Annotated in this window: 14 protein-coding genes and 1 pseudogene; 8 read left to right on the plus strand and 7 right to left on the minus strand. The window is 60.5% G+C overall.

Annotation, left to right across the window (positions count from 1 at the left end; all coding sequences use genetic code 11):
* Positions 1–152 precede the first annotated feature (152 nt).
* Positions 153–461 (plus strand): helix-turn-helix domain-containing protein, encoded by a 309-nt coding sequence (locus PG887_RS20040; RefSeq protein ID WP_047440196.1) that lies wholly within the window; start codon positions 153–155, stop codon positions 459–461.
* A gap of 108 nt (positions 462–569) precedes the next feature.
* Here PG887_RS20040 and PG887_RS20045 read toward each other — a convergent pair whose 3' ends face one another.
* Positions 570–1,316 (minus strand): DinB/UmuC family translesion DNA polymerase, encoded by a 747-nt coding sequence (locus PG887_RS20045; RefSeq protein WP_113725460.1) that lies wholly within the window; start codon positions 1,314–1,316, stop codon positions 570–572.
* 84 nt (positions 1,317–1,400) lie between these two features.
* Positions 1,401–1,523: pseudogene (locus PG887_RS20050) on the minus strand (Y-family DNA polymerase); the annotation flags it as partial.
* A gap of 486 nt (positions 1,524–2,009) precedes the next feature.
* Here PG887_RS20050 and PG887_RS20055 point away from each other — a divergent pair.
* Positions 2,010–2,780: a substrate-binding periplasmic protein gene (locus tag PG887_RS20055; RefSeq protein ID WP_270822737.1), complete on the plus strand. Its 771-nt coding sequence runs from the start codon at positions 2,010–2,012 to the stop codon at positions 2,778–2,780.
* 46 nt (positions 2,781–2,826) lie between these two features.
* On the opposite strand, the gene PG887_RS20060 is transcribed toward PG887_RS20055, so the two are convergent.
* On the minus strand, positions 2,827–2,949 hold the full coding sequence (locus PG887_RS20060) for a hypothetical protein (protein WP_010675895.1): 123 nt from the start codon (positions 2,947–2,949) through the stop codon (positions 2,827–2,829).
* Positions 2,950–3,245: 296 nt separating this feature from the next.
* Between PG887_RS20060 and yjbD the strand changes: the two genes are divergently transcribed.
* Entirely contained in the window at positions 3,246–3,530 is a 285-nt protein-coding gene (gene yjbD, locus PG887_RS20065; protein WP_039040119.1) for a DUF3811 domain-containing protein, read from the plus strand.
* A 392-nt stretch (positions 3,531–3,922) separates the two neighbouring features.
* On the plus strand, positions 3,923–4,132 hold the full coding sequence (cspE, locus tag PG887_RS20070; protein ID WP_010675897.1) for a transcription antiterminator/RNA stability regulator CspE: 210 nt from the start codon (positions 3,923–3,925) through the stop codon (positions 4,130–4,132).
* A gap of 176 nt (positions 4,133–4,308) precedes the next feature.
* Here cspE and PG887_RS20075 read toward each other — a convergent pair whose 3' ends face one another.
* Together PG887_RS20075 and PG887_RS20080 are read right to left on the minus strand one after the other, a co-directional pair.
* A complete protein-coding gene (locus PG887_RS20075) occupies positions 4,309–5,694 on the minus strand; it encodes an ATP-binding protein (protein WP_041214050.1) in 1,386 nt (461 codons plus the stop codon).
* Positions 5,695–5,701: 7 nt separating this feature from the next.
* Entirely contained in the window at positions 5,702–6,424 is a 723-nt protein-coding gene (locus PG887_RS20080; RefSeq protein ID WP_010675899.1) for a response regulator, read from the minus strand.
* Positions 6,425–6,623: 199 nt separating this feature from the next.
* Between PG887_RS20080 and PG887_RS20085 the strand changes: the two genes are divergently transcribed.
* Positions 6,624–6,980 carry a hypothetical protein gene (locus PG887_RS20085; protein ID WP_010675900.1) on the plus strand — a complete coding sequence of 119 codons (357 nt, stop codon included), beginning with the start codon at positions 6,624–6,626 and terminating at the stop codon, positions 6,978–6,980.
* Positions 6,981–7,310: 330 nt separating this feature from the next.
* Positions 7,311–9,305 carry a methyl-accepting chemotaxis protein gene (locus PG887_RS20090; protein WP_270822739.1) on the plus strand — a complete coding sequence of 665 codons (1,995 nt, stop codon included), beginning with the start codon at positions 7,311–7,313 and terminating at the stop codon, positions 9,303–9,305.
* Positions 9,306–9,367: 62 nt separating this feature from the next.
* Here the strand turns inward: PG887_RS20090 and PG887_RS20095 are convergent, their stop codons facing one another.
* Complete coding sequence (locus PG887_RS20095; protein WP_010675902.1) at positions 9,368–9,781, minus strand: hypothetical protein; 414 nt, start codon at positions 9,779–9,781, stop codon at positions 9,368–9,370.
* Positions 9,782–9,911: 130 nt separating this feature from the next.
* Positions 9,912–10,913, minus strand: coding sequence for a sensor domain-containing diguanylate cyclase (locus PG887_RS20100; RefSeq protein ID WP_270822741.1), 1,002 nt, complete (start codon positions 10,911–10,913; stop codon positions 9,912–9,914).
* Between the two features lie 386 nt (positions 10,914–11,299).
* On the opposite strand from PG887_RS20100, the gene glnK reads away from it, so the two are divergent.
* Together glnK and PG887_RS20110 are read left to right on the plus strand one after the other, a co-directional pair.
* Positions 11,300–11,638, plus strand: a complete 339-nt coding sequence (gene glnK, locus PG887_RS20105) for a P-II family nitrogen regulator (RefSeq protein WP_010675904.1) — start codon at positions 11,300–11,302, stop codon at positions 11,636–11,638.
* 25 nt (positions 11,639–11,663) lie between these two features.
* The gene (locus tag PG887_RS20110) at positions 11,664–12,905 is read left to right on the plus strand and encodes an ammonium transporter (RefSeq protein WP_042864817.1); all 1,242 of its coding nucleotides are present in this window, start codon (positions 11,664–11,666) and stop codon (positions 12,903–12,905) included.
* Positions 12,906–13,121: the final 216 nt, after the last annotated feature.

Below are 13,121 nucleotides of genomic sequence, written 5' to 3' on the forward strand. Positions count from 1 at the left end.
TGGCGATAAAATCAGATCACAAACGAAGCCTTTTTTATATCTATTTCAATTGGTTGCCGCTAAAGATCCTGTACATGTAGGATTGCTAAGTATACAGAGACAGGTGAAACTTAGACAATCTATACATATGAGAACTTTGTGATGAACAAACATTGTACAAAAACCCATTCCCAGAGAGACTCAAGCAGGCGCGTAAAAAAGCAGGTATATCCCAAAAGGAGCTTGGGGTAAGGGCCGGTATGGATGATAGTTCTGCTAGTGGTCGCATGAATCACTATGAGAGAGGTCGCCACGTTCCAGACATTGATACAATGCGAAAACTTGCCAATGTACTGGGAAAGCCGCTGAGTTATTTTTTTTGCGAAGATGATCTTAGTGCGGAATTGGTTTGTCTATTTGAGCAACTTGATGAGGATGAAAAGTTAGATCTTCTCTTTAAGCTACGTGAAAATAAACGGTGATACCGCTAAGTAAGATACCTGCTCATGTTGCGGATTGACCACCAGAAGTTTGCAACGCATTGATAGTGGTTTGTAGCTAGGAGAGGAGGTTAACTTTCATGGTTGTGCTCATGCCTTCACCACCGGGATCCCTTTGATACTGGTGGTATAGCGGGGGCTGAGTTGTTCGCGTTTCATCATCCATTCGCTGGTATCTCGGCCTCGGGATGCAAAGTAGACCTTTCCCAACCGCCCCTGGTTAATCCTATCGATCACCTGCATGAGTGCATCGCTACGGGGATCCTGCTGTTCGCTGCCGAATAGACCCCCTTGCTGCATGCCTTTCGGGGAGAAGTCCGCCAGCATGACGCCGCCCTTCATATAGCGAACATCATCCAACCAGATCCTGCTCAGCAGCGGCTCGATCTGGGCTAGCAACTCACGGGTGTCGGCTGTGGGTATCGGCAACAGCATGGAGATCTGGTTGGCATAATGTGTTTCCCGCTCCGCAAACGGGCTCGAACGAATGAATACTGTGACATGGCGGCAGCACATGCCCTCTGTCCTGAGTTTCTCAGCTGCCCGCTCCATGTAGCCAGCGAGAGCCTCCCGCATGGGGCCGAAGGCGGTGATGCGCTCCCCAAAGGATCGGCTGCAAATTATCTGTTGCTTGGCCTGTGCCAGTTGCTCCAGCTCGGCGCAGGGGATCCCGCACAGCTCCTGCACCGTGCGCTCGACAACGACCCCGTAACGGTGCCGAAGACTCTTAGCATCAGCCGCTACCAGATCAGCCACGGTGTTGATGCCCTGAGCTGACAGCTTGGTGGTGAGTTTGCGACCAATTCCCCAGACCTCGTCTACCGGGGTGATCGCCATCAGTTTGGCGCGGCGTGTTTCATCGCGCAGATCGACCACCCCTCCGGTGGCGGGCCATTTTTTTGCGGCATAGTTGGCGAGTTTGGCTAGGGTTTTAGTGGGGCCGATACCAACACCGACCGTCAGCCCTGTCCACTGCTGTACCCGCTCCCGGATCTGGCGTCCATATGCCACTAGGTCACCCGCCCAACTCTCACTCAGCTCAGCAAAAGCTTCGTCTGTTTACCGGGACGGGTGCGAACAGCTTTGCGAGAAGGTCACTCAGCAACTCGGTGCGTGGTTCTCTCTTTTGAGCTGGTAAGGCTCATGTGGTGAGGGTTCTGGTGAGGACAACCAAAAAGTGTAAGAATAAACAGGTATGAACACGCATTTTCATACCTTTTCTTACATATCTTTAAAAAGTGTCATTTTAAGGTGAGCAACCAGAAGTGTAAGAAAAGGTGTTATGCATTGAAATATATAGTAAAAAATTCATTGCCACTCACTCAGTCACTCACTCAGCAGCGATTTTTTACATGTATTACCCTTTTGATCCCCTGCGGCAGGCCCTGATTCATCAGGGCCTTTTTTTACCTGTTTCTGACGCATTCACCTCCCCCGACGACCATGTTGCTGCCACTTTCCCCCGCTTTACGTCCCCTTCGTCCAGGCTTGTGGCTATCATCGAGACGATTTCTCCCTTCGGGAACCTGCATGAACTACTTGAGCCGTCTGCTGTGCCTCGCCCTGCTGATGTTCGGCGGCCACCTTGCTGCGGAGCCGCTGCGGGTGGGAGTCAGCTTTGCCATTCCTCCCTATGTCATCAGCCACGAAGACAGGGGCATCGAACTCGATCTCATGCGAGAGGCCTTCGCAGGCAGCCCCCATGAGCTGCAGGTCGTCTATCTTCCCCTGGAGCGCACCTTCAGGATGCTGGAGGAAGGCAAGCTGGACGCCATCATCAACGTCAAACCCGGCATGCTGGAAAGTGCCTACCTCTCACAGCCGGTGATCACCTTCCACAACCGGGTCTTTACCCTGGCGCCGACGGCAGTCCACACCATCAAGGATTTGCAGACCCTGCGAGTCAGTGCCTTCCAGCGTGCACGGCAGATCCTGGGAACGACCTTCTCCGACATCGTCGACCAGAATCCCCGTTATGAAGAGGTGGCGAGGCAGGAGGGGCAGGTACAGCGGCTCCTGCTCGGGCGCACCGATGCCGTGATCCTGGAACAGCGGGTGTTCTACTACTATCTGGCGCAGTTGCTCGGGGATGACCAGGAGGGCGACCGCTATCCCAAGGACAAGGTCAGACAGCACGACCTCTTCCCCCCGACTCACTACCACTTCGCCTTTCGCGAGGCGGGCCACCGGCAATGGTTCGACAGACAGCTCGCCAAGATGAAGGCGGACGGGCGCTATGAGCGGATTTTTGCCGCCTATGGCACCACCTCTACTGCCGGAAACAAAAAAGCCAGCCCATGATGGACTGGCTTGATACCGGCTCCAGGGAGCCGCAGTGGATGGAGCGTTACTTCATCGCGCTGCCGTTTTTCAGCTCTGCTTTCTGCCGTTTGGCTTCGCGTTTCTCTTTCAGTGACATCTGCGGTTTTTTCTTGGCATCTTTGCCGTGATGCTGTTCTTTGTTGCTCATCATCAGACTCCAAAAAGGTTACCTGGACAGTTGGAACGGGTGTTCCAGCATGTCAGCCGAATCGTGGATTTCAGTACGCCAACAGTGACGATCGGGGATCGCACTGGCCTCAGCATACTCCCAATCTTCCGCCGGGATCCAGCCTCCCGGCAACGCCTGTCAGCCAGGCATTCCCGTAGCGTGCTCCCCCCGGAAATGACGACCGGGCGACACTTTTGGCATCCGGAAACGGATGGTCAGCCTGTCCCCGATGGATGTGTGTTAGGGTGGGCATTCAACGATCGCAGGAGCGCGTCATGAAGAAGCTGGAAATGAAAGATCTGACCGAGGCCGAGAAAGCCGAGATTGCCCTGCTGGTGCAAAAGGCCCAGGCCAATGCCGATCACACCCTGACCAACGGGGAGCGCAACAAAATCCGCGAAGCAGGACGCCAGAAGATCGCCGCCGATCGCGCCCAGGCCGCCAAGGCGGCTTCCGCACTGGCGCGGGAGAAAGCCAAGGAGCGAGCCAGTGCCCAAGTGCTGCCTGACACCTTCAGCTGGTCCGATTCCGTCAGCAACAAATACCGTGGCAGACGGTAACGGCAGCATGAATGCACGCAGATGACGCTGCTGCATAAAAGGGGGCTGGCAGAGCGTCCTGTCATCCCCCTGAAAAGGGCAGCAGGAGGCGCCTGGCAGCTGATGCACACCCGGATAAAACGCCGATCCAGCCATCACTGACTGAAACGAATACCAAGATAAAGATTGCCATGACAGGGTGTGCGTGTTCTAATCGTTTTCGATGGTTCGGTAGTTCAGACCTGATTATGTTAGGCAGTCATCTTAAAGCAGTGATTTGTGCAGGCAGTTATCCCCGATAATTCTTGCCAGATAATTCTCCTTCTTTAGTGCTCCCCATACGTATTTCTGACGAAAAATCATGGATTGCCGCTCCGGTGGCGCTTCACTAATCACTACTCAAGGAAATTATCATGTCCAAAATGACTGGTACCGTAAAATTCTTCAACGCCGAGAAAGGCTTCGGTTTCATCTCCCCGGCTGACGGCAGCAAAGACGTGTTCGTTCACTTCTCCGCCATCCAGTCCAACGGTTTCAAAACCCTGGAAGAAGGTCAGCGCGTTGAGTTCACCATCGAGCAAGGCCAGAAAGGCCCGGCCGCTGCGAACGTCGTTCCGCAGTAATTCAAGCCGGAGCACCTTCCCCTCTTTGGGCAAGGGCCTCAGCAAGAATTGAAAAAACCCGCTTTGGCGGGTTTTTTGTTGCCCGTTTCCGGGTGACCGGCGTGTTGCCCTGCTTCCCTCTCGCCACGGGCAGCAAAAAGGCACCCTGGTGGTGCCCCATTTCCTGGTCAGGTTCCTTACAGGGGCAGGCTGATCCGCGCCTCCAGCCCCCCCTCCTCGCGATTGTGAAGGCTGAGCTCACCGCCGTGCTGGTGCACCAGGGTGCGGGCGATGGCGAGCCCCAGTCCCACGCTGCCAGACTCGGTGTTGCGGGCTTCATCCAGGCGCACGAAGGGCTTGAACACCTCCTCCAACTGGCTCTCCGCAATCCCCGGCCCCTGATCGCGAACCAGGATCAGCAACTCGCCGTCACCGCGCACCAGCGAGACCTCGGCCCCCCCTGCGTACTTGATGGCGTTGCCGATGAGGTTTTGCAGCACCCGGCGCAGGGTGTTGGCGCGGCAGGCGTAAACCTGCTTGCCCTCGGCCAGGCAGGTGACGGGCTGGCCCATGTCGGCATAGTCGTCACACAGGCTCTCCAGCAGGCTGACCAGATCCAGCTCCCGGGTCGCCTCCTGCTGCCCCTCCTCCCGGGCAAAGCTCAGGGTCGCCGCCAGCATCTGCTCCATCTGCTGCAGGGTCTGCTGGAAGCGCTCCTTGTCTTCCCCGTCCGCCAGAAACTCGCTGCGCAGCCGCAGGCTGGTGATGGGGGTGCGCAGGTCGTGGGAGATGGCGGCCAGCATCCGGGTTCTGTCCTGCACGAAGCGATCGAGCCGGGTGTGCATCCGGTTGAAGGCCTGGATGGACTCGCGGATCTCGGTGGGCCCCTCCTCGCGCAGGGGCTCGATGTCCTCACCACGCCCCAGCCTGTCGGCGTTGGCCGCCAGTTGCTTGAGGGGACGGGTCGCCCGGCGAAACAGCCAGATCATCAGGCCGATCACCAGGCTCGCCACCAGCAGCAGGTTGAGGGTCGTCTGCCAGGACCAGCTCGCCGTCTCCTTGTCCACCAGGGAGCTGAACTGGAGCCAGCCGCCGTTGGGCAGTTCGATGGAGCCGTAGAGCCGCATGTCCTGGGGCGGCGGCATGCCGTTGCGATCCTTCATCATGCGGTTGTGGTGCTGCCAGGCCCGGCTGCGCTGTATGTCCTGCTTCAGCTCGGCGCTGATCTCCACCGCCAGGGAGGATGGATAACCGAGCTTGGCCCGCACCAGCTTCTCGAAGCGGGGGCTGCGGTTGTCCGGCTGCAACGGCTCGTCGGCCAGACGCAGCAGCAGGGTCTCGCTGCGGCTCGCCTTGAGGATCTCGTGATAGAGGGAAGGAGGAGAGAGGGAGAGCAGGCGCACCACGGAGATGATGCGTTGCATGGCGTTGCGGCTGTTGACGTAACCGAGGGCCTCCTCCCTGTCCGAACGGTAGATCTGGATACTGAGCAGCTGGATCAGCACCAGCCCCGCCAGAGCCACCAGCACTATCTGGCCGGTCAACCCCTTGGGCAGCAGCCTGGCGAAGACGCGCTTGATCATGTCGGCCTCACTCCTGGGTCACGTCGGCGGCGAACAGGTAACCGCCACCCCAGATGGTCTTGATGAGCTCGGGATTCTTGGGATCCCGCTCCAGCTTGCGCCGCAGTCGGCTCACCAGGGTATCGATGGCGCGATCGAAGGCCACCGCCTCCCGGCCACGGGCCAGATCCAGCAACTGATCCCGGCTCAGCACCCGCTGGGGCCGCTCCAGAAACACCTTGAGCAGATCGAACTCGGCGGTGGAGAGGCTCATCCCTACCCCCTCCTCGTCCACCAGCTCCCGGCGATTGACGTCGAGCAGCCAGCGATCGAAGCGCAGATCCCGGGTCAGGGTCTCCGGCACGGGCAGGCTCTCCGCCTGGGTACGGCGCATCACCGCCTTGATGCGGGCCAGCAGCTCCCGCGGGTTGAACGGTTTGGAGAGGTAGTCGTCCGCCCCCATCTCCAGGCCGATGATGCGGTCCGTCTCCTCCCCCATTGCGGTCAGCATGATAATCGGCAGGCGGGATTTGACCCTGAGCTCGCGGCACAGGGTGAGGCCATCCTCCCCCGGCATCATCAGATCCAGCACCAGCAGGTCGAACTCCCGCTCATCCAGCAGCCGCTTCATCTCCTTGCCATCGCGGGCGCAACTGACGCGCATGCCATGCTGCTCCAGAAAGCGCTTGAGCAGATCGCGGATCTCGCTGTGGTCATCGACCACCAGAATGTGAGGGCTGCCTTGGTTCATCATCATCTCTCCGTTATCGGGCTGGGGCGATTATACGAAAATCAACCGGGCGGGTTGTGTCAAAGTGTGCCAGCACGCCCCTGTGCCACACTCTGCTACAAAATAGGCTTCTACTGGCAAATTTCAGACACTTCCACGGTGTTTACTGGATACCAAGGCGAAAGAGCCTCTACCCGTACACATCCGACAGGAGTTACCCATGAAAAAGCTGACCAAGACCCTGCTGACCGCCACCCTGATCCTCGGCCTGCCGCTGGGCGCCTATGCCGCCAGCGAGGCGGTCTCCACCGCGCAACCGACCCAGGCCACGGCGACCGGTTGCCCCATGGACGGTACCGGCATGATGGGCGGCAAGCATCATGGCGGCCGCCACGACAAGATGGCCCGCATGAAGAACATGACCCCGGAACAGATCCAGGCCCATCTGCAACAGCGCTACGACAAGATTGAAGATCCGGCCAAGAAGGCTGAGTTCGTGAAGAACCTTGGTCTGCGTGCCGACGGTATGATCAAGCACGCCGAGGTGATGAAGCAGTTCGCAGAAGCAAACCAGTAAAGCGAAGTAATGAAGCCGTTTGCCGAAGCAGACCAGTAAGTCGAGATGATCAAGCTGTTCGCAGAAGCAAACCAGTAAGTCGACGTAATGAAGCGGTTTGCCGAAGCAGACCCGTGAGCCGGCGGGGCCCAGCCCCGACACCGGCGAAAACGACAGGGTGGCGCAAGCCACCCTTTTTTTGTCTCCACCCCCCAGTTTTTTCACCTTTTCCTGCCTGCCCGCATCATGTTATGTGAGCGATAACAAACGTTTCACTTTCGAAATAAATCATAATGGCCCCTCACACAACAGATGCGGGCACGATCCCGGGCACAGTGGACAGGAGTCGTTATGGGATGGAATCTGGGCACAATCAAGGGGCGCTATACCGCCGTTTTTCTGGGCTTCATGGCGCTGGTGTGCGCCCTGACGGTGATCGGCATCCAGATCTGGATCACCCCCGCCCTGCAAAAGGCGGGGGAGGAGAACGTGGCGCTGCGAGTCGGCGAGATAGCGACCGACATCCGTGACCAGCTCAACGGGGTGCAGACCCAGTCGCGCAGCATCACCCAGCTGGTGGCACAACTGCCGAGCGAGCAGATAGATGCCCAGCTCCCGGCCCTCATCGACCAGTACGGTAACGGCATGGTCTTCGGTGGCGGCATCTGGCCCCTGCCGGACAAGCGGGAGGCGGGGCGCGCCAAGTTCAGCACCTTTTTCCACAGGGATGCCTCCAACGCCCTCATTCCCAACACCTACTGGAACTCGACAGAGGCGCCCAACTATTTCGATCAGCCCTGGCACAAGGCCGGTCAGCAGGCGCCCCGTGGCGTCTGTGCCTGGGCCGCCGCCTACAAGGATGGCGCGAGCCAGCAGCCGAGAACCAACTGCGCCATGGGGATCTACCAGGATGGCGCCCTCTACGGGGTGTCGACCATAGACGTCACCCTGGGCTTCTTCAACGACCTGGTGGCCAAGAAAGAGCAGGAGATCGGCGGTCAGGTGATGATCATCGAGGCTGACGGCAAGATCCTGAGCCGCAACGCCCGTCTGACCGGGGATGTGGTGCTCGGCAACCTCTCCGCCCACGCCGACTATCCCTTCGCCCTCGCCATCAGCGGCCTGCTGGGCCAGGATGCGAGCAAGGGGCAGCTGCGCACCACCTTCCAGGATCAGGGTGAGGAGCAGACCCTGCTGATGGAGGCCATCGAAGGGACCCCCTGGCTGCTGGCCGCCGCCCTGCCGACCCGCACCCTGACCCAGGACAGCCGGGATGTGCTCGCCACCCTGGCGAGCATCCAGCTCCCCCTGGCGGGGCTGCTGTTCGTGCTCATGGTGCTGGCCATCAGCCAGCTTGGCAGCCGCCTGCAGACCCTCAAGCTCAACATCGACGCCCTCAGCGCCGGCGATGCCGACCTGACCGCCCGCATCCAGGTCAAAGGGCATGACGAGCTGGACAACATCGCCCTATCGGTCAACCGCTTCATCGCCTTCCTGCAACAGATGATGGTGCAGGTGACCGCCGCCACCGACCTCATCACCCGCGAGCTGGCCCAGCTCGATCAACAGACCGGGCAGGCCAGGCGGATCCTGGGGGAACACGCCAGCGAAACCGATCAGGTCGTCACCGCCCTCAACGAACTCAGCTCCACCGCCGACAGCGTTGCCCGCCACGCCAACGACTCCGCCAGCTTCACCGAGGCCGCCAACGGTCAGGCGGCCAGCTCCCGCAAGGTGGTGGGATCAGCCTCCGCCAGCGTGGTGGCCCTCATCGACGAGGTGGATCTCGCCGCCGCCAAGGTGCTGGAGATGCAGGAAGATGCCCAGCAGATCGGCAGCGTGCTCGGGGTGATCGGCGGCATCGCCGCCCAGACCAACCTGCTGGCGCTCAACGCCGCCATCGAGGCGGCCCGGGCCGGTGAACAGGGCCGGGGCTTCGCGGTAGTGGCCGACGAGGTGCGCGCCCTCGCGGCACGCACCCAGAACAGCACCGCCGAAGTGGGCAGCATGTTGTCACGGCTCACCCAGGGGGTCGCCGAGGCCGTGGTCGCCATGGAGCAGACCAAGCGCAGTTGCCAGGCGGCGGCCGACACCACGGGGCAGGTCACCGGCGGCCTCGACACCATGGCCGACGCCGTGGTGCAGATCCACGATCTCAGCAGCCAGATCGCCACCGCTGCCGAGGAGCAGAGCCGGGTGACCGAGGAGATCAACCGCAACATGGTGAGCATTCGCGACATGCTGAACCTCCTGGTGGAGAACGGCGGCAACACGGAGCAGAGCGCCGCCACCCTGCTGGGGTCCAATCGCCAGTTGCTGGCACTGGTACACCGCTTCAAGGTGTGAGCCTGAATACCAGGCAGCAAAAAGGGGCCCGCGGGCCCCTTTTTCATTCACTTTGCCAGGACTCAGGCCTTGTTGGCCAGGTTCAGGGTCTTCACGGTCTCGCCTTCGAACTTGATGACCACGTTCTTCTGGGCCACTTCGGAGTCTTTCAGCAGGGACTTGGTGGTCTCGGCCAGCAGCGGGGAGGCCTTGTTCAGTGCGTCCAGGTCATAGGTCCACACTTCCAGACCGGCGTCGGTCTTGGTGCTGGCCGGGGCGCCCAGCTTGTCCTTGATGGCCTGCTTGTTGGAGCCGCCTTCCTTGATGTCCAGAGCCTTCTTGATCGCTTCGTTGGAAGCGGTGTCCATGGCGTTGCCAGCCATCTCTTTGGCGGTGCTGGTGACGCTGCTGGTCACGGTGTCGGTCAGGGAATCCATCAGGCCGGCGTGGGCAACCAGAGGCAGGGCGGTCAGGGCAATCAGCAAGGACTTTTTCATGAAGATACATCTCGCAAGAATGAAAAGAGCGCGCATGAAACCAGCGGGATGAATTGGAGTCAAGAACATCCCTTGGTCAAGCCGTATTCGGGGGGGAAAAGCCCCGTAGCGGCTCCGACCAGTGCCCTTGTCAGCCGCTGAGCAGGTCCTTGCCCGCCAGCTTGGCCCGGTAGAGCGCCCTGTCGACCCGTGCCATCAGGTGGGACACCTGCTCGTCGGGGTCGGACTCCACCAACCCGAAACTCAAGGTCACGGGCTCGATCCCCTTGACCCTGGCATGACTCAGGCGCTGCCTCAGCTTCTCGGCCACCACCCGGGCGTCGGGCAACCGGGTATTGGGAAGCACCAGCATGAACTCGTCACCCCCCCAGCGGGCCAGCAGATCGATCTCGCGGATGCAGCCCCGGGTCAGCTGCACGATATCGATCAGGGTCTGGTCCCCCACCCCGTGGCCATGGCGATCGTTGATCTGCTTGAAGTCGTCCACGTCCATGGCGATCACGGCAAAGGGCTCCTTGAAGCGCTTGGCGCGCTCATGCTCCAGCCGCACCGCCTGCTCCAGCCGATAGCGGCTGGCCGCGCCGGTCAGGGAGTCCGTCTCCGCCAGGCGGCGGTTCTCCTCTACCTGGAACTGCAATGCCTGGTTGAGCCGCTCCAGTTCGGCGGTACGCTGCGCCACCTGCTGCTCCAGGGTGCGGTTTTGCAGCTCCAGCCTGGCGTAGAGTTCCCGCTGGGCGTGGATGTTGCGGTGTGCCCCCACCATCCTGGCGACACTGCCGTCCGGGTTGCGTGCGACGATGCGGCCACAATCCGCCACCCAGAGGTAGTCACCGTTACGGCAACGGCAGCGGTATTCGGCCCGGTAGTCCGCCGCCCGCCCACTCAGGCAGGCATCGAAGCTCTCCATGACCTGCGCCAGATCGTCCGGGTGGATCAGGTTCTCCCAGGTGAAGACGGTGTTGTCGAGGGAGTGTGGCTCATACCCCAGCATCTGATACCAGCCGGGATAGCGATGGACATAGCCGGTGTTGGCATTCCAGTCCCAGAGACCGTCGCTCACCACCTCCAGCATGCCGCTCATCACGGCCTCGTCGAGGGCCGGTTGCCTTGTCATCTCATTGTCATGCAGCATGAAAACCTTCCTTGTTCTGCTACTCGGCGCCACGGATCCGCTTGTTGACCTGGCGGGAAAACCGGGCCTGCCGGTCGAGCCTTCAAGGGGGCGACTGGCCTCGACACCCCGTCATGACGGGTTATCGGCCAGGTTGCCCTCTTGTTGAACAACAGTAGCAGCCCGCACACTTTCGAGTCTTGCGCGCCGTCACGCTCCCTTCCGTTCTTCTGCTGGCCAGATTGCACCACGGCGGTGCACACCTTTGGCGCAGCCCTGCCCATATTGGGCAAGCCTCGCTGACCAGGGCTGCGATTAATAAGTAAGTGTATGAATAAAAAGAAAAATACTTTTCTGGCGCAATATTTGCCTTTATCTGGGTGAACCACAAGGATTGGGGATATTGCATGAAATTAATCACCGCCATCATCAAGCCGTTCAAACTCGACGACGTGCGCGAAGCCATCGCCAACCTCGGCGTCGAGGGGCTGACGGTTTCCGAGGTCAAGGGGTTTGGCCGCCAGAAGGGGCACACCGAGCTGTACCGGGGTGCCGAATACCAGGTGGATTTCCTGCCCAAGGTAAAGCTGGAGATAGCCACCCTGGCCGACAACGTCGAGCAGATCATCGAAGCCATCAGCAAGGCCGCCCACACCGGCAAGATAGGTGACGGCAAGATCTTCGTTTATGACCTGCAGGCCGCCGTGCGCATCCGCACCGGCGAGACCGACGCAGACGCCCTTTGATACGACTGGAACTGAGGAATACGACATGGAAGAGTTGATCACATCCGTCAGCGAGCTGCGCTATGCACTCGACACCTTCTACCTGCTGATCTCCGGCGTGCTGGTCATGTGGATGGCCGCCGGGTTCGCCATGCTCGAAGCCGGCCTGGTCCGCGCCAAGAACACCACCGAGATCCTGACCAAGAACATCCTGCTCTATGCCATCGCCTGCATCATGTTCCTGCTGGTCGGCTACAACATCATGTACGTGGACAACAGCGCCGGCGGCTGGTTGCCGAGCTTTGGCAGCCTGATGGGCAGCCAGGCGGACGACGCGGGCCACTCCCTGCACTCCGACTTCTTCTTCCAGGTGGTGTTCGTCGCCACCGCCACCTCCATCATCTCAGGTGCGGTGGCAGAGCGGATGAAGCTCTGGTCCTTCCTGCTGTTCTGCGTGGTGATGACCGGCTTCATCTACCCCGTGGAAGGCTACTGGAGCTGGGGCGGCGGCTTCCTGAAAGAGGCGGGCTTCTCCGACTTCGCAGGCTCCGGCATCGTCCACATGGCGGGCGCTGCCGCTGCCCTGGCCGCCGTGCTGCTGCTCGGCCCCCGTCGCGGCAAATATGGCAAGCAAGGGGAGATCTACCCCATCCCCGGCTCCAACCTGCCGCTCGCGACCCTGGGCACCCTGATCCTCTGGATGGGCTGGTTCGGCTTCAACGGTGGCTCCCAACTGGCGCTCTCCAGCGCCGCTGATGCCACCGCCATCGGCACCGTGTTCGTCAACACCAACGCCGCCGCGGCCGCCGGTGTGGTCGGCGCCCTGCTGGTCAGCAAGCTCACCTGGGGCAAGGCGGATCTCACCATGATCCTCAACGGCGCCCTCGGCGGTCTGGTCGCCATCACCGCCGACCCGGCCTCCCCCAGCCCGCTGTTCGCCAGCCTGATCGGCGCCCTGGCCGGTGCCCTGGTGGTCTACGCCATCGTCGCCTTCGATCGCCTGAAGATCGATGATCCGGTCGGTGCCATCTCGGTACACGGCGTCTGCGGCCTGTTCGGCCTGATGGTGGTGCCCTTCTCCAACACGAGCGCCACCTTCGGTGCCCAGTTGCTGGGTGCTGCCACCATCTTCGGCTGGGTCTTTGTCGTCTCCCTCGTGGTCTGGAGCCTGCTCAAGGCCACCATGGGCCTGCGGGTCAGCGAAGAGGAAGAGATGATGGGTGTGGATGTCCACGAGTGCGGCATCGATGCCTACCCCGAGTTCGTCAGCGTCAAATCCAGCATCTAAGCACGCCATCTGCTTGCGGGGCCCGGGGGAAACCTCGGGCCCCGTTATTTTTGGCGGCTCGGCGCCCCCCCCCGGTGTCAGAATAGTTGTCGCCTAATCTGAATAATCTAAATGTGAAGACCGGGGGCGGATAAAGAGCGTCGAATGGCTCGTTATTCAAGTGAGCGCAAGGCTGCTTTGCTCAAGAAGCTGCTGCCGCCCATCAATATGTCGGTG

It is taken from the genome of Aeromonas sp. QDB14, assembly GCF_027707845.1.
Lineage (GTDB): Bacteria > Pseudomonadota > Gammaproteobacteria > Enterobacterales > Aeromonadaceae > Aeromonas > Aeromonas caviae.

Coding starts and splice junctions, on each gene's coding strand:
- cspE (WP_010675897.1), top strand. CDS start 3,923: ATGTCCAAAATGACTGGTACCGTAAAATTCTTCAACGCCGAGAAAGGC.
- PG887_RS20110 (WP_042864817.1), top strand. CDS start 11,664: ATGGAAGAGTTGATCACATCCGTCAGCGAGCTGCGCTATGCACTCGAC.
- yjbD (WP_039040119.1), top strand. CDS start 3,246: ATGAAGAAGCTGGAAATGAAAGATCTGACCGAGGCCGAGAAAGCCGAG.
- PG887_RS20045 (WP_113725460.1), bottom strand. CDS start 1,316: ATGGCGATCACCCCGGTAGACGAGGTCTGGGGAATTGGTCGCAAACTC.
- PG887_RS20075 (WP_041214050.1), bottom strand. CDS start 5,694: ATGATCAAGCGCGTCTTCGCCAGGCTGCTGCCCAAGGGGTTGACCGGC.
- PG887_RS20055 (WP_270822737.1), top strand. CDS start 2,010: ATGAACTACTTGAGCCGTCTGCTGTGCCTCGCCCTGCTGATGTTCGGC.
- glnK (WP_010675904.1), top strand. CDS start 11,300: ATGAAATTAATCACCGCCATCATCAAGCCGTTCAAACTCGACGACGTG.
- PG887_RS20085 (WP_010675900.1), top strand. CDS start 6,624: ATGAAAAAGCTGACCAAGACCCTGCTGACCGCCACCCTGATCCTCGGC.
- PG887_RS20090 (WP_270822739.1), top strand. CDS start 7,311: ATGGGATGGAATCTGGGCACAATCAAGGGGCGCTATACCGCCGTTTTT.
- PG887_RS20100 (WP_270822741.1), bottom strand. CDS start 10,913: ATGCTGCATGACAATGAGATGACAAGGCAACCGGCCCTCGACGAGGCC.
- PG887_RS20060 (WP_010675895.1), bottom strand. CDS start 2,949: ATGAGCAACAAAGAACAGCATCACGGCAAAGATGCCAAGAAAAAACCG.
- PG887_RS20095 (WP_010675902.1), bottom strand. CDS start 9,781: ATGAAAAAGTCCTTGCTGATTGCCCTGACCGCCCTGCCTCTGGTTGCC.
- PG887_RS20080 (WP_010675899.1), bottom strand. CDS start 6,424: ATGAACCAAGGCAGCCCTCACATTCTGGTGGTCGATGACCACAGCGAG.